General features: G+C 39.3%; 26 protein-coding genes, 1 pseudogene and 1 riboswitch. Of the genes and pseudogenes, 5 read left to right on the top strand and 22 right to left on the bottom strand.

Annotation, left to right across the window (positions count from 1 at the left end):
- Positions 1–69: 69 nt before the first annotated feature.
- Positions 70–972, bottom strand: coding sequence for a chemotaxis protein (locus F0342_RS07440; RefSeq protein WP_149155339.1), 903 nt, complete (start codon positions 970–972; stop codon positions 70–72).
- 206 nt (positions 973–1,178) lie between these two features.
- Here F0342_RS07440 and F0342_RS07435 point away from each other — a divergent pair, with 206 nt between their 5' ends.
- Positions 1,179–1,379: a hypothetical protein gene (locus F0342_RS07435; protein ID WP_149155338.1), complete on the top strand. Its 201-nt coding sequence runs from the start codon at positions 1,179–1,181 to the stop codon at positions 1,377–1,379.
- A gap of 42 nt (positions 1,380–1,421) precedes the next feature.
- Here F0342_RS07435 and queE read toward each other — a convergent pair whose 3' ends face one another.
- From queE to corA, 4 genes are all read right to left on the bottom strand, one after another.
- Positions 1,422–2,147, bottom strand: coding sequence for a 7-carboxy-7-deazaguanine synthase QueE (gene queE / locus F0342_RS07430; protein WP_262481672.1), 726 nt, complete (start codon positions 2,145–2,147; stop codon positions 1,422–1,424).
- The gene (locus F0342_RS07425; RefSeq protein WP_149155336.1) at positions 2,141–2,575 is read right to left on the bottom strand and encodes a 6-carboxytetrahydropterin synthase; all 435 of its coding nucleotides are present in this window, start codon (positions 2,573–2,575) and stop codon (positions 2,141–2,143) included. Before F0342_RS07425 ends, queE begins: the two co-directional genes overlap by 7 nt.
- Entirely contained in the window at positions 2,572–3,237 is a 666-nt protein-coding gene (gene queC / locus F0342_RS07420; protein WP_149155335.1) for a 7-cyano-7-deazaguanine synthase QueC, read from the bottom strand. Before queC ends, F0342_RS07425 begins: the two co-directional genes overlap by 4 nt.
- Before the next feature lie 125 nt (positions 3,238–3,362).
- A riboswitch (PreQ1 riboswitch) is annotated at positions 3,363–3,407 on the bottom strand.
- Positions 3,408–3,589: 182 nt separating this feature from the next.
- A complete protein-coding gene (corA, locus tag F0342_RS07415; RefSeq protein WP_149155334.1) occupies positions 3,590–4,585 on the bottom strand; it encodes a magnesium/cobalt transporter CorA in 996 nt (331 codons plus the stop codon).
- A 130-nt stretch (positions 4,586–4,715) separates the two neighbouring features.
- Here corA and F0342_RS07410 point away from each other — a divergent pair, with 130 nt between their 5' ends.
- The gene (locus F0342_RS07410; protein ID WP_149155333.1) at positions 4,716–5,867 is read left to right on the top strand and encodes an aminotransferase A; all 1,152 of its coding nucleotides are present in this window, start codon (positions 4,716–4,718) and stop codon (positions 5,865–5,867) included.
- Positions 5,868–5,912: 45 nt separating this feature from the next.
- Here F0342_RS07410 and F0342_RS24765 read toward each other — a convergent pair whose 3' ends face one another.
- Entirely contained in the window at positions 5,913–6,089 is a 177-nt protein-coding gene (locus F0342_RS24765) for a hypothetical protein (protein ID WP_188048448.1), read from the bottom strand.
- A gap of 359 nt (positions 6,090–6,448) precedes the next feature.
- On the opposite strand from F0342_RS24765, the gene F0342_RS07405 reads away from it, so the two are divergent.
- A complete protein-coding gene (locus tag F0342_RS07405; protein ID WP_149155332.1) occupies positions 6,449–7,123 on the top strand; it encodes a GNAT family N-acetyltransferase in 675 nt (224 codons plus the stop codon).
- Positions 7,124–7,288: 165 nt separating this feature from the next.
- On the opposite strand, the gene ptsP is transcribed toward F0342_RS07405, so the two are convergent.
- The 10 genes and pseudogenes from ptsP to F0342_RS07355 all read right to left on the bottom strand — a co-directional run bounded on the left by ptsP (position 7,289) and on the right by F0342_RS07355 (position 15,501).
- Complete coding sequence (gene ptsP, locus F0342_RS07400; protein ID WP_149155331.1) at positions 7,289–9,010, bottom strand: phosphoenolpyruvate--protein phosphotransferase; 1,722 nt, start codon at positions 9,008–9,010, stop codon at positions 7,289–7,291.
- Entirely contained in the window at positions 9,010–9,276 is a 267-nt protein-coding gene (locus F0342_RS07395; protein ID WP_149155330.1) for a phosphocarrier protein HPr, read from the bottom strand. Before F0342_RS07395 ends, ptsP begins: the two co-directional genes overlap by 1 nt.
- A gap of 308 nt (positions 9,277–9,584) precedes the next feature.
- Complete coding sequence (locus F0342_RS07390; RefSeq protein WP_149155329.1) at positions 9,585–9,848, bottom strand: hypothetical protein; 264 nt, start codon at positions 9,846–9,848, stop codon at positions 9,585–9,587.
- Between the two features lie 82 nt (positions 9,849–9,930).
- Positions 9,931–10,056: pseudogene (locus F0342_RS25695) on the bottom strand (ATP-binding cassette domain-containing protein); the annotation flags it as partial.
- A gap of 172 nt (positions 10,057–10,228) precedes the next feature.
- Complete coding sequence (locus F0342_RS07380; protein ID WP_149155328.1) at positions 10,229–11,491, bottom strand: hypothetical protein; 1,263 nt, start codon at positions 11,489–11,491, stop codon at positions 10,229–10,231.
- The gene (locus F0342_RS07375; protein ID WP_149155327.1) at positions 11,461–12,654 is read right to left on the bottom strand and encodes a DUF58 domain-containing protein; all 1,194 of its coding nucleotides are present in this window, start codon (positions 12,652–12,654) and stop codon (positions 11,461–11,463) included. Before F0342_RS07375 ends, F0342_RS07380 begins: the two co-directional genes overlap by 31 nt.
- A complete protein-coding gene (locus tag F0342_RS07370) occupies positions 12,651–13,562 on the bottom strand; it encodes an AAA family ATPase (RefSeq protein ID WP_395940669.1) in 912 nt (303 codons plus the stop codon). Before F0342_RS07370 ends, F0342_RS07375 begins: the two co-directional genes overlap by 4 nt.
- 267 nt (positions 13,563–13,829) lie before the next feature.
- Positions 13,830–14,576: an SDR family NAD(P)-dependent oxidoreductase gene (locus tag F0342_RS07365; RefSeq protein ID WP_149155325.1), complete on the bottom strand. Its 747-nt coding sequence runs from the start codon at positions 14,574–14,576 to the stop codon at positions 13,830–13,832.
- A 154-nt stretch (positions 14,577–14,730) separates the two neighbouring features.
- Complete coding sequence (locus tag F0342_RS07360) at positions 14,731–14,910, bottom strand: aspartyl-phosphate phosphatase Spo0E family protein (protein ID WP_149155324.1); 180 nt, start codon at positions 14,908–14,910, stop codon at positions 14,731–14,733.
- A 396-nt stretch (positions 14,911–15,306) separates the two neighbouring features.
- Entirely contained in the window at positions 15,307–15,501 is a 195-nt protein-coding gene (locus F0342_RS07355; RefSeq protein WP_149155323.1) for a hypothetical protein, read from the bottom strand.
- A gap of 165 nt (positions 15,502–15,666) precedes the next feature.
- Here F0342_RS07355 and F0342_RS07350 point away from each other — a divergent pair, with 165 nt between their 5' ends.
- The gene (locus F0342_RS07350; protein WP_148968546.1) at positions 15,667–15,846 is read left to right on the top strand and encodes a YkvS family protein; all 180 of its coding nucleotides are present in this window, start codon (positions 15,667–15,669) and stop codon (positions 15,844–15,846) included.
- A gap of 132 nt (positions 15,847–15,978) precedes the next feature.
- Here the strand turns inward: F0342_RS07350 and F0342_RS07345 are convergent, their stop codons facing one another.
- Positions 15,979–16,134 carry an IS110 family transposase gene (locus tag F0342_RS07345; RefSeq protein ID WP_149155322.1) on the bottom strand — a complete coding sequence of 52 codons (156 nt, stop codon included), beginning with the start codon at positions 16,132–16,134 and terminating at the stop codon, positions 15,979–15,981.
- Positions 16,135–16,882: 748 nt separating this feature from the next.
- On the opposite strand from F0342_RS07345, the gene F0342_RS07340 reads away from it, so the two are divergent.
- A complete protein-coding gene (locus tag F0342_RS07340; protein WP_149155321.1) occupies positions 16,883–18,268 on the top strand; it encodes a DUF2254 domain-containing protein in 1,386 nt (461 codons plus the stop codon).
- A 43-nt stretch (positions 18,269–18,311) separates the two neighbouring features.
- On the opposite strand, the gene F0342_RS25145 is transcribed toward F0342_RS07340, so the two are convergent.
- The 5 genes from F0342_RS25145 to F0342_RS07320 form a co-directional block, all read right to left on the bottom strand.
- On the bottom strand, positions 18,312–18,431 hold the full coding sequence (locus F0342_RS25145) for a DUF6254 family protein (RefSeq protein ID WP_220154054.1): 120 nt from the start codon (positions 18,429–18,431) through the stop codon (positions 18,312–18,314).
- A gap of 73 nt (positions 18,432–18,504) precedes the next feature.
- Positions 18,505–19,536, bottom strand: coding sequence for a YkvI family membrane protein (locus tag F0342_RS07335; RefSeq protein WP_149155320.1), 1,032 nt, complete (start codon positions 19,534–19,536; stop codon positions 18,505–18,507).
- A 139-nt stretch (positions 19,537–19,675) separates the two neighbouring features.
- Positions 19,676–21,370, bottom strand: coding sequence for a M3 family oligoendopeptidase (locus tag F0342_RS07330; protein ID WP_149155319.1), 1,695 nt, complete (start codon positions 21,368–21,370; stop codon positions 19,676–19,678).
- A 176-nt stretch (positions 21,371–21,546) separates the two neighbouring features.
- Positions 21,547–22,005, bottom strand: a complete 459-nt coding sequence (locus F0342_RS07325) for a MarR family winged helix-turn-helix transcriptional regulator (protein ID WP_395940668.1) — start codon at positions 22,003–22,005, stop codon at positions 21,547–21,549.
- A gap of 240 nt (positions 22,006–22,245) precedes the next feature.
- Positions 22,246–22,491 (bottom strand): aspartyl-phosphate phosphatase Spo0E family protein, encoded by a 246-nt coding sequence (locus F0342_RS07320; protein WP_262481666.1) that lies wholly within the window; start codon positions 22,489–22,491, stop codon positions 22,246–22,248.
- Positions 22,492–22,592 lie beyond the last annotated feature (101 nt).

Genomic DNA, 22,592 nt, shown 5'->3' with positions numbered 1-22,592 from the left:
GCATATATGTCATAAAGGGTTCAGACAAATGTCTGAACCCTTTATGATTATCCTCGATCTCATTTGATTCTACAATATATGTTGATCAATTTTTAAAATCAAATCAGCAATTTCGGGTTTACTGATTTGATCTTCTGCTCCGACCATCTCACCTTTATGTTTTAAATCATTTGTAATCAGTGAAGAAAAAATGATGACTGGGAGTTTGTTGAGCTTAGAATGACTTTTGATTCTTTTGGTCAAATGGTGTCCGTCCATTTGCGGCATTTCAATATCTGTAATGACTAGCTGAACTGACTGTTGAACATCATGAGTTCCCTCAACAAGTGATTCCAGATAATTGAATGCATCGGCCCCATTTTCAAAAAATTCAACTTCTTCATATCCTGCTTCACTCAACGTATCATTCAAAAGTTTGCGGAGTAAAGGGGAATCCTCAGCAGCAACAATCTTCTTATTCCTTCTCTGCCTTGGTCCTAACTTCTTTACTTGTTCCACCCGGATCCCTGTATCAGGATTGATTTCCAGCATGATACTCTCAAAATCCAGTAACAATATCATTGATTCGTTTCGCTTGATGACCCCTATTATTCCGGAATGTACACCAGAATACATTTCTGAAGGCTTCTCTATTTGATTCCAGGAAATGCGATGAATTTGAGTAACGTTATGTACATGAAAAATGACTTTCTGTTGATTAAACTCAGCAACAATGTACTTTGAATTAGATGTTTCTTCCTCTTTCACTCCAAGTACCCTAGCCATATCGATTACTGGAAGTACCTCTCCCCTCAATTGAATGAGTCCTTTCACGTGAGGATGAGAATGAGGAATAGGGATGCAAGGAGTTGGTTGGATAATCTCCTTCACTTTAATTACATTGATACCAAATTTATTGTGATGAACTTCAAATTCAACAATTTCAAGTTCATTGGTCCCGCTTTCAAGAAGAATACTATTTGATTGATTCAATTATTTTCGTCCTTCCATACAAACATGAGTATTTGCCTTACTCTTTTTATATCGAACATTTGCGAAACATGTTTACAGGTAATCATGAAAAAAAGTCGTCAGACCCTTCCTGAGAGGAGACTTTTTCAACCCTCGCTTTCTTTACCGTGACCTAAATGGTAATAGAAAATGATTCCCTATGCATACTAAGGGGAGGAGGTGTATATATGACCGATCGAAGGGACTTAGAGAACCGTAACCTGCCTGATTTTGATGAAATTAGTGACCACATCCTTCCCTCACAAAACAATCTTCCCATTGTTGCTTTCGGGAAGAATGCTGATGGAAAAGATGAACCCGATGAACTTTCTTATTTCGAAGGACAAAGGAGAATAAATCAGGAGCACCGTGAAAACCCTCAAAAATAAAAAAAATAGCGATTGAAGACTTCCCTTCAATCGCTTTTTCAATTATACTCCCCGCTTGTTGCCCCACACCAAAGTATGCAGCTGCGGGAGCACCCGCACATGATTTAATTCTTCGTTCCCACAAACCTTTTCAATGAGCGCTTCATAATCCAATAATAAATTTGACAAAAGCTTTGGTGTATCTTCTTCGGAAACAGAAGGGTTACCTGTCTGAATATAGAATGGAACGTCAGGGTAGAGTTTATGAATCTTTGTGGCGTATTCCAGATCTTTATCATCAAACACTACAACTTTTAAGCTAAATTGTGAGCCATTTTCAATTAAACGGTGAACAATGAAATTCAGCTTCTCAAAATCAGTCTCCATTTTCGAACTTGGAGGCTTTGGAGATAGTGTCAGGTCATCTATATCATAGAACCAATCCTGCCAGCGGCTACCTTGCGTCTCTAAGGCCGACGCTATGCCATTCTCCTTTAAGATCTCGATAAGCTCCTTCAAATGAGCCAACAGAGCAGGATTACCACCGGAAATGGTTACATGAGAGAAGTTGTTTCCACCGACTTCTTTTAGCCTGTTCCACACTTCTTCAGCCTTCATAAGCTGAATATCCTCTTTCGCAGAACCATCCCACGTAAATGCAGAATCACACCATGAACAACTATAATCACATCCTGCAGTTCGGACAAACATCGTCTTTTGACCTATTACCATACCTTCACCCTGAATGGTTGGACCAAACACTTCTAATACAGGGATTTTTTTCATGATTGTCTCACCTTTGGTCTGTAAATGACGTAACTTGTCGGTGTTTCTCTTAAAAATACTTGAAGGCATTTAGGTTGGTGAGGTAATGTGTCTAAATGAGCCTGAATGATTTCCCACATCACCTTCGCTACAACTTCAGTGGTTGGGAACACATTGCCGTTCTCTGCAGAAAACAATTCATCTTCGTTCATGACTTTATGATCAAAGCGCTTATGAATCAGCTTTTTAATGTGTTGGAAATTAATAAGAAATCCGGAATCATCAAGCTGATCCCCTCCAATAGTAATATTGGCAAAGTACGTATGACCATGGATATCCTGACAGCTTCCTGCATCCACATGTGGAATATAATGGGCTGCCGCAAAATGCATATCTTTATTTAATTCAAATTCATAAATGTGGTCAGGAGTCGGGTAGATTTGTTGTATCATCTTCCTTCTCCCCCTTTTTTTGCACTTTTATATTCTTCCAGCCCTTTTTGCCTAAGCTCACATGCAGGGCACTCACCGCACCCGCTGCCTTTTATCCCATTATAGCAAGTGAGTGTATTTTCCTGTACATAACGGAAGGCACCTAAATCATCTGCCATTTCCCACGTTTGTGCCTTATTGATCCACATTAGTGGAGTATGGATCACAAACTGATCATCCATGGATAGATTGAGGGAAACATTCAAGGATTTCACAAAAATATCACGGCAATCAGGATAACCGCTGAAATCCGTTTCACATACACCTGTTACAATATGCCTCGCTCCGATTTGCTTCGCTAATATGCCTGCAAATGACAGGAATAATAGATTTCTTCCAGGAACGAATGTAGATGGTAATTCACCATCCTGATGAGTGATTTCTTCATCCTCCCTTGTTAAAGCGCTTGGTGCCAATTGATTTAATAAACTCATATCTAATACATGGTGAGGCACTTTAAGATCCTCTGCAATCTCTTTTGCACAGTCCAGCTCTGCAACATGCCTCTGACCGTAGTTAAATGTCACCGCTTCTACTTCATTAAATGCTTTCTTTGCCCAAAATAAACACGTTGTACTATCTTGACCTCCGCTGAATACGACTAACGCTTTCTGTGTGTTCATAAAAGGTTCTCCTTTCTTTTCTACAGGCTCATTTGCCATGAAAAGAAGAAAGAGATTCTGTGATACCCTATAACATTGGCTTTAAAGCCGTCATTAACAAAAAATAACGACACCTAAGGATGCCGTTTTCCTTAGTTTTTTATAGAGGGTTGTGCTAGAACCTCTCGAGACTTATCTATAATCCCAATTCTTCTTCTTTTGTCCTCAATTAATATAACGTTTTTTCTCAAAAAAATCTACCGTTTACGGGAATTTCATGAGAAAATTCATCTCATCGTGACAAGGTCTCCCATAATGGAAACAAATGAAAAAAGCAGAACACCTTTATGGAGTCACTGCTTTTTTAGCTTGCTTATTTTAAACGAAGGAGCCTTCTTCGTTTTCTCCGTTTTTTCGTGCTGAACCTGAGCCAGCCTATTTTCATAAAGAAACCAAACATGATCAGTGCTATGATACCCATAACCCCGAGAACGATAAAGTATCCGCTTCGCTCATCGAGTTCCGGCATATAGACAAAGTTCATCCCATACAGACCCGCAATAAACGTAAGAGGCATAAAAATCGTCGTAATGACGGTTAAGGTCATCATGATATTATTCATTTTATCTGAGTTAATGGATAAATAATTATCCCGGATATCTGATGAAAATTCACGATACGATTCAAGCATCTCGACAAGCTTAATTAAATGATCGTACACATCATTAAAATATAGCTGCTCTTCTTTGAGTGCATTCAATCTGCCGGAATTGCTGATACGATATAATAAATCCCTCATGGGAACGAGGGTTCTTCTTAACTTTGACATATCATGACGAATATCGAATAATTCATCCATCAGATCACTATCCGCATCTTCATTCGTGTTATCTTCTATTTTATTGAGGCGATCTTCAATACCATATACGAGGGGAAAATAATCGTCCACTAACCGGTCAACAATTCCATGCATGATCTTAAAAGGACTGGGCTGATCCCCTTCTTGCTGAACTTTTTCCCATACATTATTTAATTCCCTCACAGGTTGTTTATGGAAGGTAACGATAAAACTTGCGTTCACAAACATATTCACTTCGTGAGAATCCAGCGTTTTCTGATTAATGGCATGAAGAAGGACAAATATGTATTGATCATAAAAATCGAGCTTAGCCCGCTGACTGAAATCGTCCAGGCAATCCTCTATCGCAAGTGGATGGAATCGAAAATACAGCTTAAGTAACCGAATATCCTTGCTAGTCGGCTCTGAAAAATCCACCCAATACCATTTAACACCTTTTTCTTTTATTCTGGATAAGGGAACATTCTGTTCAATTTCCCCATTTTCCATAATAATACTCGTACGAATCATATGGCTCTCCCTAACTGACATTTATTTTTTTTATCATTTCCCTTTTTCTTTACCATTCAAACAAAATCACTACGTAAATGCTGGAATTAATGATAAAATATGAATCAAATTATTAAAGTAGGTGTACGTATTGGAACAGTATATTAACCCTCGGATCAAGGACATCCAGATATCAGGTATTCGAAAGTTTTTTAATATGGTGGCAGACATAGACGACATCATTTCCCTGACAATCGGTCAGCCGGATTTCCCCACCCCACAACATGTCAAAGACGCGGGTAAGGCTGCCATTGATGATGACTTCACTTCCTATACCCATAATGCAGGATTTCTCGAACTACGAGAAGCCGCGGCTTCATATGTAAAAGAAAAATATAATGTACATTATAACCCTGTAAATGAGGTCATAGTCACAAACGGCGCTTCTCAGGGGATCGATGTGATCCTTCGTACGATCCTATGCGAAGGAGATGACTGCCTTATCCCGGGACCTGTGTACCCAGGCTATGAACCGATCATTACACTTTGTGGTGCTAATCCCGTACATATTGATATCACACAAAATGATTTTAAGTTGAATGCTGCTCTTATTGAGGAGAGCTTAACTCCTTCTACAAAATGTGTTATATTGCCTTATCCATCCAATCCAACAGGGGTAAGCCTATCCAAAGCAGAATTAAAAGACATTGCCGACTTGCTTAGAAATAGAAATATCTTTGTGTTAGCTGATGAAATTTATAGCGAGCTTACCTTTGATGATTCGCATTATTCCATTGCCGAATATTTAAGAGAACAAACCATCGTCGTCAATGGACTATCTAAATCACATAGTATGACCGGTTGGAGGATCGGACTGGTATTCGCTCCAGAATCGATTTCTAAGCATCTAATAAAGGTTCACCAATACAATGTTTCCTGTGCTTCTTCCGTCTCCCAGAAAGCTGCCTATGAAGCACTTACAGTTGGAAAAGATGATGCTGAAAATATGAAGAAAGAATATAAAAAACGAAGGGACTATGTATATAACCGATTAATTGAGATGGGATTTGAAGGAATCGTCAAACCCGATGGAGCCTTCTACTTTTTCGTGAAGATACCAGATCAAATTCTTTTGAGTTCATTTGACTTCTCGTTGGCTCTTGCCCAAGAGAAAAAAGTGGCTGTCGTTCCTGGTGATGCTTTTTCCCAGTTCGGCGAAGGATACTTCCGACTATCCTATGCCTGCTCCATGGACCAGCTGACAGAAGGGCTCGACCGTATCCACTCCTTCATCCAAACCTGACAAGAGGGACGGACCTTGTATAACAAGGTCCGTCCCTCTTCATGTTTACCCTTTATATTCACCGTTATTTTTAGGTGCTTTTTCTTTTTTGGCTTTGTCTTTGTGTATTTTGTTTGTTGCCGCACTTCCGATTTCGTGGGCAAATTCCGCATTAATCTTAGAAGAATCGAATCCTTTTTTGTTCTTCTGTTGTGGATCATTCTTTTTTGTACGCTTCGCCATTATTTATTCACCCCTTTTATTGATCATGCTTATCCTTCAATGGATCAGCATAAGCATAAGATTATTATTCACTTTCTTCTTTTTCACTATACGAATCAACTTCCGGGATAAAAATAGCAAAAAAAAGAACCAACCCAGTTAACTGAGTTGGTTCAAAAAAAGGAAAAGGGGGTGTTAGTGAGAAATTAATCTCCAATTTCATGCTTAATTATAGAATACCCGCTTTCCAGAATGATAAACCGCTCTTCTGAAAAAATTTCAATTTTTTTCAGAAGAAAAGTTATTTCAGTAAAACACTTTAAAAAAGCGCTTTCATAACGTATAATAAACAAGTAAATTCTGAGAAGTGAGGTTCTGACATGTATATGAAAGAACAGTATGTTTTCAGAAACGATCAAATTTATAAAGCGGTTATCAGAAATTATTGCAAGGATGATTTCGACGACTTGATATCCGTTCAAAAAAGAGCATTCCCACCTCCCTTCCCATCAGAATTATGGTGGAATAAAGACCAACTCGCACATCATTTGTCTCATTTCCCTCTTGGCGCTATTTGTGTGGAAGTTGACGGGAATTTAGTGGGGAGTATGACAAGCTTAATTGTCGACTTTGATCCGTTAAAGCCGGACCATACATGGGAAGACATAACTGATGATGGATATATCCGGACTCACAATGAGAATGGAAATACATTGTATGTGGTGGATCTATGTATCGACCCTGATTATAGGGGATTTAAGCTTGGAAAGGTCTTGATGAATGTCATGTTTGAGATTGTGGTTCATTTAAAATTGGATCGCTTACTTGGCGGCGGTCGGATTCCATCCTATCATAAAGTGTCCAAAGATTTTCCGATTGAGGATTATATACAGAAATTAACGAGTGGAGAATTCAAGGATCCTGTCATTACGTTTCTTCTGCAAACAGGACGCACTCCATTAAAAGCTGTTAAAGGGTACCTGAAGGATGAAGAATCATGTGACTATGGGGTATTAATGGAATGGAAAAATCCTTTTAAAAGTTCGAGGTTTTAGCGCATTTTGCAAGAAATATAATCCCTGAAAAAGAAAATAGGGATTGAAAGAACAATACGTTCCTTCAATCCACAAGAAAGGGGGAAATGAGAATGAAAAGGCCCAAAGGGTGTGCCTTATTCTTCACAGATATAATCCCCTCATTTCCACCATCTAAACCTAAATTTATTCCATTGATGTCGCTTTTTTCACAGCAGAAATGACAGCATCATTGGTGTCTAATTGTAGTGCTTGCTCTGCCAGTTCTTTCATTTCAGCACGATTCAACTGACGGATTTGAGAACGTGCGCGTAAGATCGATGTAGCACTCATAGAGAACTCATCCAAACCTAATCCCAGAAGGATTGGTACAGCAATCTCATCTCCAGCCATTTCACCACACATACCTGCCCATTTTCCTTCTTTATGAGCCGCATCAATCACCATTTTGACTAGACGTAAAATGGCAGGGTTATACGGTTGATATAAGTAGGAAACTCGCTCATTCATGCGGTCGGCAGCCATTGTGTACTGAATTAAATCATTGGTTCCGATAGAGAAGAAATCTACTTCCTTAGCAAAAACATCCGCCATTACAGCAGTTGATGGAATTTCTACCATGATTCCTACTTCAATATGATCAGCTACTTTCGTACCATTCTCAAGAAGAGCTTTTTTCTCTTCTTCAAGGATGGCTTTCGCTTCTCTGAACTCTTGAAGATTTGAAATCATCGGGAACATGATTTTCAGATTTCCAAATGGGCTGGCCTTTAATAACGCTCTAAGCTGAGTACGGAAGATATCCTGTTCGTCCAGACAAAGTCGGATTGCACGATACCCGAGGAATGGATTCATTTCTTTTGGCAGATTTAAGTAAGGAAGCTCTTTATCTCCACCGATGTCAAGGGTACGAACCACTACAGGTTTCCCTTCCATACCTTCTAATACAGCCTTATAAGCTTCGTATTGCTCGTCTTCAGACGGTAATTCGTCACGACCCATGTATAGGAATTCTGTACGATACAGACCTACACCTTCTCCGCCGTGATTCTTCACCCCTTCAAGATCCTTAGGTGTCCCAATGTTAGCAGCAAGTTCAACATGCTCCCCATCCTTGGATACCGTTGGTTCATTGACAAGCTTTGCCCATTCAGCTTTTTGTTCTTCATATCGGGCATGCTCTTTCTTATACTCTTCGATGACTTCCTGAGTCGGATTAATATGTACTTCTCCACTTAATCCATCAATGATGATCATGTCACCATTTTCAACAGAGGAAGTAATGGATTTCGTTCCCACTACAGCTGGAATCTCCATTGAACGGGCCATAATGGCCGAGTGAGATGTTCTTCCACCGATATCTGTTGTAAATCCTTTAACAAATTCACGGTTTAATTGTGCCGTATCAGAAGGTGTTAGATCCTCTGCGATCACAATCACTTCTTCTGTCACCATGCTTGGGTTCGCAATCTGCACGCCCAACAGGTGTGATAGGACACGCTTTGTCACGTCACGAATATCCGACGCACGTTCTTTCATGTATTCATTGTCCATGGATTCAAACATGGATACAAACATATCCGCTGTTTCTTTAAGGGCGAATTCAGCGTTTACATTTTCAGATTTCACTTTGTCTTCGATTGGTGTCAGTAGTTCTGGGTCGCTTAGGACAAGAAGATGCGCTTCAAAGATTTGAGCTTTATCTTCACCTAAATCAACTCTTGCTTTATCACGGATCACTTCAAGCTCTGACTTTGACGTCGCAATAGCTTCCTGGAAGCGTGAAACTTCCTGTTCCGCATCGTCTACGTTTTTCTTTTCAAAGCTTAGGTCGGGTTCAACTAAGCGATACGCTTTCGCTATGGCAATACCATTTGATGCCGCAATTCCTTTTAAAAGACTGGACATTACTCAGCTAAACCTTCTTTGTTCAATGTTTCTTGTAAGCTGTTTAACGCTTCTTCTTCGTCGCTACCTTCAGTAATGATTATGATTTCTGCACCTTTACCAACACCTAAAGACATTACACCCATGATTGATTTCAAGTTTACTTTCTTTTCTTTGTATTCTAGATGTACATCGCTGTCGAATTTGCTTGCCGTTTGAACTAGTAGAGTTGCCGGACGAGCGTGAATTCCTGTTTCAGCTGTAACTGTAAATGTTTTTTGTGCCATGTAAATCGACTCCTTAATTTATCTTGTTTTTGGTTGCTTCATTAAAGTAATGGATTATGTAGAATACGTCAACTATTTCTAGTAAATAATCCATTCCTACTATAAAGCTGTTCAATAAAAAAGAATAGCATGCAATGAAGATATACACAATTGTAAAGCTTGATTTTTTTAGTATTTCATAAATTTGCCACTGTTATGAACCTATTTATGTAAAATTTCATGTTTATTCATCAAAAAAAACTGACTCTTTAAATTCCCCTGTAATGTGGGGGGGATCTTTAGTATGAGCCAGTTTAGTCAACATGATACTATTCTCTTTCTACCGCTTCAGATTTTGCTTTCATGATATTATAGCCGATTTTTGCTTTTATGACCGTGCCTTTCAGTGTCATTTCATGATCTTCAGAGGTGTTTGTATAAACGTTTACTAAGTCACATATGCACCGAGAGAATAATTCTGAGAGTTGTTTTAATTCCTGCACCTCGTGCTTGCCATCCTCTTTCATTAGTTCTTCTATGACATCTATGACTAGACTTTTCACTCTTAGTGCCTGTTCTGTTTGGTAATTCATATAGAACTCTCCCCTTCCCTGTCATTCTTTCTCTATCATATGCAGGTAAAAACTAGATTAGAACAGGAGTGTTATATGGTATCTATACATATAACTGGGCATCTTGAATCTTATTATAATAGACCTTTCCTTCATCTGGTATATTCATTTTATTCAGCAATTTTAGAAGAGTAGTCTTTCCCGCACCGCTTTCACCTTTGAGGCTGGTTGTTCGGTTTTTAGGTTATCTCCATGTATCGATGCTTACTATATTTATATATATTACTTTCTCTAAGTGAAACAACACTATCTTCGCCTCTCATATATTCACATTTATCATATCCAAAAGTCGCATGAAATAAAGAAGCTGAAGCTCGGAAGGAGAACTTCCTGCACCAGCTTCATTCATGTAAGGTATTTAAGGATTCGATGTGTTCCCGGACTCGTTTTGTGAAAAAATCCACTTCATCCTGTTCCGGAACTCCACGTCCATATCTCACACGTTCGTATATAGTGAGAAATCGGGCACTTTCCTCCAACTCAATTCTAGTGAACCAAGCTTGGACGTTTTCATTCGGAAGTCTGCCCACTTCATTCTTGTAAGCTTCTTCTTCTAACATTTTCATCGATTTCCTGATGGCGTCCCTTGCTATAGAATATTCGACCTGCTCTCTTTGATTTGGAGTATCACCCGCTCCTGCTACCCGGGTCGTCATGACAGGTGTTGTTCCCCCACTCGTAGATAAATGTAAGGACGTTTTTCTTTTCTTGACCAAATAAATGATAGCAAAGCAAACTAATAGTCCCAGCAATGCCTCATCCAACCATGAAAAAGAAAGTCCATCCCCCAGGGAAGACAGTTGTGATTCATCATAAACCTGTTGTTCATTCTCATTTCCGTCTCCTTTTTCCGGATTATTTTCAAAAAACTTCATGATCGAATCCCTTAATTTTGTCAAAATACTAAAGATCGGGTTAACCAAAAAGGAGAATAGCCAAAACACCTTTTCAAGCAGCCAAAAGACTCCCTGGCTGACCACTGAACTAAAAGCTGCTAGTATCCCCCCGATTAAAAACACAGTGATAAGGAGGGCAAAAGGTTTATATATACTCTTATTTACTCCTTTACTTTCACTGGCCAACATCCTTTGAATCGAGGTTAAGGTCCCAACGAACGCGAAAAATAGAAATAGCAGACTGTATAGCAGATAGGTGTTTTCCAACTGTCTGAGGGATCCCGAGAATAAAGAAACAGCAGAGATAAAAAGAAAAATCAATACGTTACCACTGCTGATTTCAATTGATGGGTCCTTGATCTGTAGATAAGAGCTGATCTTCCAGTGCAGATAGATCGTAGCGGGAAGAAAAACCCACCAGGATGCCGAGAAAAATAAGATTCCAGTTCCAATCCCCAAGGCAAATACTGCATATAACAGAAGATGATTAAAGCTCTGCATTTTGATGGATATGGCCATGTAAGTCATTACCAACACCAACATCATCGCAAAAGCCGGCACGTATTGATTCAACACGACGTCACCTGTAAATAGAAACGTAATGGTCAAAAGGACAAACAGAAGATCAATGCCTGCATACAGACCCATTTTGATAAAAAGCATTTGTTTATGTTTCGTTAGGAAGGAATTTTCAACGAACGATTCCATAATGTGACGACTCCTTCTTCTTCTTCTAAGCTCAGCTTAAAGATATGTGGATGGCCTTTGCCGATATTTTGCAATAACTCCTCTTCCCTTGACCCAAGCGAACCGGCAACAATAAAAACGGAAGGTACCAGTCTGCGTAGATACAAATGCTGGAGGACGATGTGGAAGGGCATGGTGAATTCATCGGTTGATAATGTAGCTAAAAGCTCCAGCCCTCTCTGCCGGTGCTTCCGTCCTGTCCCTGGTGGCAGATAATAATAAGGCGTAACTCCCGGTGTTCTCACATTTAAGACCAGGGAGAAGGAGATGTTTTGTTCCACGGCAAGTTGCATAAGGTAAGCTGTATGCTTGATGATGCTCTCCAACTTGCTAGTAATGGCAAAACGATCAGAGATATTGATGGCAATCATCCACTCATTTTGAGTAGATGGAGCGAAGATTTTCGTTTGCAGCTCTCCTGTTCGTGCAGAAGCCTTCCAATGAACGTCCTGAAATCGATCGCCCTGTAAGTACCCCCTTGTTCCTACGGGATGGAACACATCATGGAACAAAGAATGGGGAGTAGAAACATCCCCCTGCCTTAAAGTAAGCTGATGTTCCGCCATCCTGACAGGGGATGAAGTGGGGAACACCATAATGGTGGTTGGAACTGAATCGAGTAGATTCAGGATAACCTTACCACTTCCGAAAAGATGAGGAATCTCAAGGTGCATATTGGTTATTCGGCATAATCCTCTTCTCTTTCCTTTGACCGGCAACAAAATTTGCCCCACTTCATTTTTTCGAATGGAGAATGGGATGGATACCTCGATCTCGTTTGCAATGCCCAATGAATATGGATGCATTGTAGGCTCAACAATATCTTTAAAGGTCATCTTCAACGTTGCTCCCCAAATGGGAAGCCCTTTGTTTTCAAATTTAAATACCCAATTATCTTCCTCATCAAAATGAAGCCTTAATCTTCGTTGAGATCTTTCAATCATGACTCCCTCTCCAACTTTAAGCAGATACCATTGATGAACGCGAAAATATAGGATGATCAACAGGAAAATCCCCAAGCCAATATACGATTGCACGTAGAAGCTTACTGCCCCGACAATGACAAGGAGCACTATACTCATGGATATATTAGGGTCTTCAACTACTTCGCGCTTCCAGTTCACTGCGCCTGCCTCGCTTCAACAGGCAGCATGACCATCTCTATGATTCTGTCAATTAATTCTTCAGGTGTTTTAGTAAGGGATGCCTCAATGGTTAATTGAACTCTATGCTGAAGAACAAATGGTGCTACCGCAACGACATCCTGGGGTCTGACGAAGTCCCTCCCAGCTATGAATGCCTGAGCCTGGGATGCTTTTAATAGAGCTAAACTTGCACGTGGACTCGCCCCTACTTCAACCCATTCATGATCCCTTGTCGCCCTTGTGATTTGCAGAATATAAGATTCAATATCCTCAGATATGTGTACCTCTTTAACGAGACTTGTAAGAGATTGAATTTCAGCCAGGCTCATCACCTTTTCTACTGTATTTAAAGGCTGTGCAGATTTAAATCGATTAAGGATACTGCGTTCCTCTTCGAAACTTGGATATGTAAATGGAATCTTCAACAGAAAACGATCCAGCTGAGCTGCAGGTAGAGGGAATGTCCCCTGCTGTGATTCAATCGGGTTTTGCGTAGCTACAACTATGAAAGGAGGCTGTAATAATACCGTTTCTCCATCGATGGTGATCTGTTTCTCTTCCATCACTTCAAGTAAACTTGCCTGCGTTCTTGGAGTAGCCCTATTAATTTCATCTGCTAATAACACATTAGTGACAACTGGTCCGGTTCTTAATTCGAATTCTTGAGTTTTTGGATTGAAAAACTGAATGCCAGTTACATCACTCGGCAATACATCCGGTGTGAATTGTATCCGCTTAAAATTCCCTTCAATACAGTGTGAAAACGTCTTAGCCAATAATGTTTTACCGGTCCCAGGTACACTCTCAAGCAGGACGTGCCCTTCCTGAAGTAAGGCAACCAATAGAAGATCGATTTCTTTCTCCCTTCCAATCAGAACTTTGCTCATTTCTTTTTTTATGTCTCGTATAGTTGACAACTTTGCTCCTCCTTTATGGATCTTTATATATCTATTAATTAATAACAATAGCAAATATTTATCCAATATTCTAAAAATAGTTCCTTCCTCATCATACCATAGTTAGTTGTTAAAATATCCCTTTTTATTTTTGGACAGTAAAGAGCCGGTCACCATCCCTGTCTTGGATTCGTAACCGGCAGTTCTTCTATGTTCATTCAAATCTATACAAATAATTTTCCTATTTCCCTTAATGCATTAATGCTTATAGATCATCTTCCTTGTCATTCCACCATCCACCACTAAGTTTTCTCCTGTAATGAAATCATTATCAGGATGAGCAAGAAATAAGCATGCCCTTGCTATGTCTTCTGGTTTCCCCACTCTGCCCGAAGGATGCTGTTCATGGTCCCTGTATCGTAATGAATCATAATCTTCGGTTTGAATCCAGCCAGGACTAATTGAATTCACACGGATTCCCACATCACACAGTGTGATGGCCATTGAATGAGTCAAACTCAAAATGCCTCCTTTTGTTGCAGAGTAGGCTTCCGTATCCGGTTCTGACATTGATGCTCTGGTAGATGCCATATTAATAATGCACCCCCCTCGGTTCTTCATTAAAACGGCCCCCTCTCTACTGCAATAGAAGACACTACTTAAGTTTGACGATAGAATGCTGTCCCAGTCCTCGGGATCCATCTCCCAAAAGGACATGAACTTCGAAACACCAGCATTGTTAATAAGTACGTCCACCATGCCATGATCTTCTTTTATCTTTGAAAAGACATCTTTCACCTGTTGATAGACTCCTACATTCACTTCATGAAACCGTGTTGAATAACCTTCTGAATTGAGCTGCAGGGACAATTCCTCCCCTTTCCCTCCATTCATGTCCATAAATTCAACAACTGCGCCTTGCTTCGCAAAAACTTCAACCAGCGTTTTACCGATCCCATTCGCTCCACCTGTTATGCAGACAATTTTATCTTTCAACCTTGTCATCTCCCTTTACCTTCAAACATTTTCATTTGCTTTTTTTCTGTACATTCTCCCTAAAAAGCATACCCTTTCCCCGTGGCTCTCAACCCTATCCCAGACATATAGAAAAGGATCAACCTTTGGAGATGCCGGGGCATTCCAAGGTTAATCCTTTTATTTATTGTACTATCTTATTTTTTGTAGTTTTATTAATATCATTACGCTGATGAATACTGATTAAGGCATCCAGCTCTTTACTAAGTTGAATGGTGGCTGGACTGCTAAGCCCAAAACGAACGCCTGACTGTATCATCTTCCATCTTACCGTTTCAATTCGAGCCACAATGGTCCCATTCATCAACATCACCTCTTTTTCTTTACTCTATTTTACTATTAATTCCACGTAGAGAAAAGAAAAAAGTATCCGCAAGCTATTTTGATATTGAGTGAAATCTTGCGTAAAAATTATTTAGCGAAGCGGTGTTTTCCAATATTTAACATGGTTTCTCTATCGGTAATCCAATCGCTTGTAGATGTTGCAATTCCTATTAGTAAGCTTTTCTTAATCATATTTCTACCTCCTAATTAGCGCTCCCCACTAAGATTACAACGAAGAAGCAGGATTTCATCAGGTAATGGTAATGGTTACCACCGTCCTTTCTTTGCAGCTTGGCAATACATTCTAAATAACCATAGTGCTACATATATTGGATATGAATAAGAAAAAAACGGAGGATCTCATCCCCCGCTTCTTCTAACTTCTTGGTGTATCTAAATAGTGATAAATAATATTACCGCCATGCTGAGCCACTCCACGAAACTGTTTAAAATCCTCTTGTTTAACGAGTACAGATCTAAAGGTAAGAAAGTCTTCTTTCATCACACTTATTTCTACCACTTCTCTTGTACGCAATAATTGTAATTGTTCAAGAATTTCTGTTTCACTCATATCCAAACCTCCATCCTGAATGTCTCTATTGTAGTTTTAAAAGGATGTAAACCTCAAGAATAATTTTTTTGATGAAATTTTTAGAAAACTCTTTACCTTTTCTTGAGTTTACGTCAAAATATTAGTAATTGTTTTTAGAATTTTGGCAAAAAGGAGCGACCTCTGATGAAAAAAGCAGAAATTGGAAATGTGATTGAATTTAGAGAAGGTTTAAAAGGTATTGTAGAGAAAGTAAATGAAAACTCGGTTATCGTTGATCTAACGTATATGAAAAATTATCGAGACCTTGAACTTGAAGAAAAAACAGTTGTTAATCATAAAAACTATAAAATAATTGAAGCATAGTACGACTTTCTAAAAGGTGGAGAACGAAACTCCACCTTTTTAAATGGCACCCTTCGAAAAGATTATTGTTTTTAAACAAAAGGTCTGCTTCGGCTCTGTCAAACAGTATGTGCCGGATGGTGAGGGGAATTCTCACTCTCCAAGCTTACTCATCAATTTGTTCACAGCTTCTGGTGTATGATCAATCGATCCCCAGTATCTAGGTGCTTCCCGTCCCTCTTCTGCGATAGCAACCGCAATTTTTTCTTTTGATACGTCTAAACCAACGTATTTTATTGTATCCTTCATAGTAGCTAGCTCCTTCCGTAATGTAGCTCTGATTTGGTATTTGTTTTCTTCAAAAACAGTTTACCCAAATTAACCTACGTTGTTACGAGTAAGTAGCTAGTTTCGTTCATGATAACTCAGCTTAGCCGAACGGGGCCTCTCCAAAATCCGCCGGAGTCTACGCAGTTCCCCTCACCATCTATAAGAAAATTTCGTGACAGAGCTTAAAAGTGACAAAAACAATCTTTAGAAAAAGGACCGCCCCTCTTTTTACAAGAGGTTATTTACCGTAGGAGCAAAAAAGATTTTCTACAAATATAGGTAATCATGGCGATAAATATTTTGTTCCATATGCCTTGGGGCTTGATGCCCCCAACATGTACAAACAATAGAAGCTTTTTTGTTTTTTTCTATCTATACTGATAGGCATGTAGAATGTAGTAGCACAGAGTGGATTGTAGCGGAAGGCACTTGACTCCTGCGGGAGATAGAGGAAAGGAAGTGCCTGGAGCGGAAAGGAACGGTCCATGTTTTTACACTACACTCATTCAAAAGGTAAATTTACCTTTTTTGTATTTAGCGCAGTATGAGTGGGAGATATCCCAAATAAGCTACAAGGATGCTCACCGGCCGTACTTACTCAGTGTAAATAGCAACAATGTTTACGAAAAGTTCCTATTAAATTGAGCTCTTAAACAAGAGAAAGGTTTACGGAAATGCCTTTAAGGATACTCTTATAGCATACTGTAGTTCAAGGTGGACCCCCGTCATGAATTTAAATATTCACATTTTTAACAAAGCCAGGAAAAGTTTTTGGTTTGTACCATTTTTATTTTCAGTCATCTCATTAGTACTTGCTCTCATCACCTTCTATTTTGATTGGTGGTTGAGTCAGCATGATTATCCTTTGTTCCCTAAGGTACTGTTTTCCAATTTTGATTTATCCATGACCATCATCAGTACGATAGCGTCTTCGATCATGACCATGACCACGATTACCTTTTCAACGATTATGGTCGTGTTAACCACCTTTTTATCCCAATATTCACCAAGGACCCTGCAGAACTTCATTAATGACCGTCCTACACAACGGGTTCTAGCCATTTTTGTGTCAGGTGTGGTGTACTGTATCACTTTGTTGGTCCTCCTTCAGGACGAGTCCGGACAAAAATTATATATTTCTTCGGCCTTTGCCGGCATAGTGGCGATTATTTGTTTATTTGTTTTCGTCTACTTTGTTCATCATGTTTCCAATTGGGTGAAGGTAAGTAATTTAATACATAATATAACAATCAAAACGAATCAAAAAATCGATAATAGTTATTTATATAGAAAGAATGCCATTAATGAACAGCCTTCAAATTTTAATGAGACGCTCTTTGACGATACGGAGCCCATTATGGTATATAGTGAGCAATCGGGGTACTTACAACAGCTTAATATTGAAGGAATGATCAAAAAAGCTGCTAAGGATGATGCAGTTATCCGCATGGTGAAAACACCTGGTGAATACTTACTTGAAGGAACCCCTGTCATGACAGCATGGACGACGAATAAAGAAATAAATGTAGAAGATTACTTGGAATTCCTCGTACTTGGGCCTGATAAAGAGCCCATGGAAGACATTGAACTCGGGATAAGAAAGCTGGTTGAAATAGCCTTGAGAGCCATTTCCCCCGCCATTAATGACCCGAATACGGCAAAAAACTGCATAGAAGAAATCGGGATAATTCTATCGAAGCTTGCTAAACACAAGCTTCCAAGCTCATATTTATCAGATGAAGAAAACAATGTGCGAATCATATTGGAACAGCCGACCTTTGTAGATTATTTATACCGAAGCTTTTACCAGTTAAGGCATTATGGGAAGCAAGATATATCCATAATTGCAGAAATTCTGCGTTCACTGAGAATGATAGGGGAAAACAATAGCGAAGAAACGAAGCGCATGGTCTGGACGTTTAAAGACTATATTCTGGAAGGAATCGACTATGACAGCCTCCAAAACCTCGACATGCAGTACATCATGAGACATCTTGATGAACTGGCTGCATCTTCCGGACAACCGAATTGGGATAAGGATGAAGTGAGGAATAAATATTTCCCCGAACAATATAAGACAAGCGACTCTTACCATCATCAGAAAGAAGAGTAATTGGAGCCAAACAAAAACGGATGCCCGAAGCATCCGTTTTTTCTTATTCTTTTCCTTTTTTTCCTTCTGAAAGCTCCTTGAAGGATGATACTTTGCCATGAGGATGCTGTTCCTGTTTTCTTACATTCCACTGTCTTTCTTTTTCGTGTTTTGATTGCGTCATGGTCGCCACTCCTTTTTTCATTTGTCTCTATTAACATGAGCAGCAGACCCGCATTTTACTCTCACCTTGATGATTATTTATTGGGTTTCATCCAAAGAAGGATGATGAATAATAAGCTCATATACCCAAAGAGCGGGTATAAATAGGACAAAAGTTCACTGTATTCAAAAAAGCTTAACGAATAGATCATCAGAAAGATACCCGTAAAGGTCATTAACGAAGAGCCCTTCCAATAATTCGTTAATTGTTTCTCCAGACCAAATACTCCCCCGATCACGGAAGTGAAAATTTCACCATAAATGATGATGATATAAATAATATAAAAGCCGGCTACAAAGGATTTCATCACCACAGCCATTGGAATTTGGTATTGTGTCACATCCGGGATCATGACTAAGGTAATATGACTGGAAATAAGGATCATTGTAAGGAAAAAACCGCCCAGATATCCTCCATACTTAATGGTCTCCCGGTCTTTCACTTCGCCGGCAACGGGAACGAGTACAGCTTGAGCCATGGCCAGATTAAAGGCCACGTATGAAAAAGGTGCTACTACGGATTTCCATCCATCCTCGGCATGAGGTATCAAAAGAAATGCGTCTAAAAAAGCAGCGTTTCTTACAGAATAAACCATCAAGAAAAGATTAAAGACAATCATAAGAGGAACAACGAACGTATTGACTGCAAAAAGCCCTTTGATTCCAACCATCATCGTAATGAAACCAAGTACGATCGTCAGCAGTATCCCTAATTGCTTTGGTAGCAAAAGCTGCTCTTGAAATACAGCCCCCGCTCCTGAAAGCATTACCGCTGAAACCCCGATCAGCATAATCATCATGACGATATTCATAAACTTAGAAAACCATTTTCCAAATAGATATTCATTAAATTCTTCAAAGGACTTTGCTTTAATATCATGGGACTTCAGCATAATCTTCGTTCCCATTGTAATAAATAAGTACCCGCTTAATAAAATCGCAATAAACCCAACAAAGCCAAACCGGGTGAAAAACTCTACAATTTCCCTTCCTGTTGCAAATCCGGCTCCGATAACGGTACCAACATAAACGGCAGCTATTTGAAACGACCCAGCTATTTTTTTCATCCCATCACCTCTGACAACCTTCTACTTCACCTTATGTACAAGCACGGAAAATCAGAAGCAAAAGAACATAATTCTTCCGGAATTGTAGCAGAACCCAAACAATAGAGGCAGCCATAAAAAATGCGGCTGCCCTTTTACTTTATAATGATTGATCATCAATTCCATTTAACCATTGTCTTATCGGTTCAATGACTTTCTCAACAGTCCCCTCTTGGAATGGAGAGTCGAGTTTGGCTGCTTTTACAAGCCCTGTGAATGAAAGGCTTCCCCCGAGTTTACAAAGGGCAACATAGTCATTCCATGCTTCTTCACGATTAAGATTCATTTTCTTCCAGAATTGGAATGCACAAATTTGAGCCAATGTGTAATCGATATAATAGAATGGAGAATTATAAATATGGGATTGACGCTGCCAGAATCCCCCATTTTCTAAATACGAAATATGGTCGTAGTCCTTATGGGGAAGGTATTCCTTTTCAATTTTTCTCCATGCGGCATTCCGTTCAGAAGGGGAAGCTTCAGGGTTCTCATACACAAAATGCTGGAACTCATCAACAGCCACACCGTAAGGAAGAAATTGAAGTGCTTCACTTAAATGTGAAAATTGATATTTGTCTGTATCCTCCTCGAAGAAATAATTCATCCATGGCCACGTGAAGAACTCCATGCTCATTGAATGAATTTCACACGCTTCATACGTTGGCCAAATATATTCAGGGATATCGAACCCTCTGCTGGAGTATACCTGGAACGCATGACCTGCTTCATGGGTCAAAACATCGATATCCCCTGAGGTCCCATTGAAGTTCGAGAAAATGTATGGAGACTCATGGTTTGCAATATACGTACAGTAACCGCCTCCAGCTTTTCCTTTCTTCGCTTCCAGATCCATGAGATCATGTTCAATCATGAAATCAAAGAAATCCTTTGTTTCCTGAGACAGTTCTTCGTACATCTTTTTGCCGTTATCAATGATCCACTGAGGACCTCCCTTAGGAACCGCGTTTCCGGAAATGAACTTAAAGCCTTCGTCATAAAATTTCATCGAATCTATCCCAATGCGCTTCTCTTGTCTTTCTTTAAGTTCAGTAGCCAGAGGAACGATATGTTTCTTCACTTGATCGCGGAAAACCTTTACCATATCAGGCGTATAATCTGTTCTCGCCATGCGATAATAACCTAGTTCAACAAAGTCCTTATACCCTAAAGTAGTAGCAATCGTGTGACGCACCTTGACTAACTCATCAAATAGACGATCCAATTCTTCTTGATTCTCTTCAAAGAAGGCAACGGTCGCTTGAGCAGCCTCTCTTCTTTTTTCCCGATTGATAGATTGTGTGAATGGGCCCATCTGAGCCAAAGTTCTTTCTTCCCCTTCAAATGGAATCTTTGCAGACGCCATCAGCTTTGTATATTGGGAAGATAACTTATTTTCCTTCTGTAATAGAGTCACGATGTCAGGAGAAAAAGTCTTCATTTCGCTTTCTGCGAGAGCGAATAGCTGCTTTCCCCACTTTTCTTCTAATTCTTTACGATAAGGAGAATTTACGAGTTCCTTGTAATATTCCGTCACCATCCCGTGAACCTCAGGCATCATTTCATCGATATGATCCTGCTCTTTTTTGTAAAACTCATCATTGGTATCGATTGAATGCCGGATATAGCAAATATTTTGCATGGTATCGATGTTCAAGCGTATATCATTTAGTTCCTTCATGGCCTCCACCTGATTTTGAACATTGGACGCAGACTTGAATTTTTCAAGTAATTGTTGGAAAACAGGTTTAATCTCTTCTAAACTGGGCCTTTCATATGTAAACTGATTAAACTTCATACTATTGCCTCCTCATAATATAATCCCGATTATAGTTATTCGACTTACGATAGAAAATCTCCTGTTTATTATAATATCGAATTTCAAGAATTAGAAATAATGGAAACGATATGGAAGAGACGTGCTTTAAGACAAAATAAAAGCCCCGTCTCGTGAAAGACGGGGCAAAGGGAGACTCAATACGACAAGTCTTTAATCGATAATCCTAATTTCTTCAGCATTTCTATCGTTTCTTTCTTCTCATCTTGAGAAAGAGCTGACATCAGTTCATGAATACGATTTTCGTGATTGGGGAATATCTCATCAATTAACTTTCTGCCGCTTTCTGTTATTTGAGCATATGTGACCCGACGGTCCTTAGGACAAGCATTGCGCTTTAGGTAGCCCTTTTGTTCAAGCTTATCCACCACGTACGTTATGCTGCCGGAAGCTAATAGAATCTTTCCGCCAATTTGTTGCAAAGGCTGATCTCCCTTATGATAAAGAAGCTCCAGGACGGCAAATTCAGTAGGGTTTAAACCGTTCTCCTGAATGTTTTTATTTATCTCTTCATTTAAGGCTTTGAAAGCTCTTGACAAGACAATGAATAGCTTTAATGATTGTTTCGTATCCTGAGGTTCGTTCATGGCATTCATTCCTTTAAAAATTAAATATCTCAGTTTCAAAATATTATACAAATAAAAGCTGTTATTGTCAAACATGATAGACTCCTCAGTATTTAATAAACGAAGGACGGTTTGCATATTGCGCACCGTCCTTCGTTTATCAAATAACGACAAATTAAGTTGATTGTTTTGGTATTCGTGTGGACATTGTCGGAGATTTGTTTTCTCTGGTAAATCTTTAATGATGAGGGAAGATCTTGATGAATAGTCTCAAGAAGCAGTTCGTTTTAATAAGTTCTTAATGTATTGCCCAAATTCGTTTGATGTTTCTTGGAGGGTTAATGATACGATCTTATTTGTGCACTTTTCATAGTCGTTCAAAAGCTGATCTAATTGCTGACTGCATTTGACTGTCTCCGCTGCACATAATCCTAAACTCTCTCCCAACCCAATCATTTCTGAACGTTTTTGATTAATTCTCATTAATAACCACTTCTGTTTTAGTAGACGACCCATTTCTAATAAACTCCTTTTTAGCTCCTAGCCTTTATTAAGTTAAATCGTTACTTGAGCATTATCGCAAGTATTATTAGAAAAGTAAATAGATTCGCAAAACA

The sequence above is a fragment of the Bacillus sp. CH30_1T genome, assembly GCF_008364765.1.
In the GTDB taxonomy this organism is placed as follows: domain Bacteria; phylum Bacillota; class Bacilli; order Bacillales; family Bacillaceae_B; genus Rossellomorea.
The sequence above is the reverse complement of the archived record's forward strand: the minus strand, read 5'-3'. Positions and strand labels throughout refer to the sequence as shown.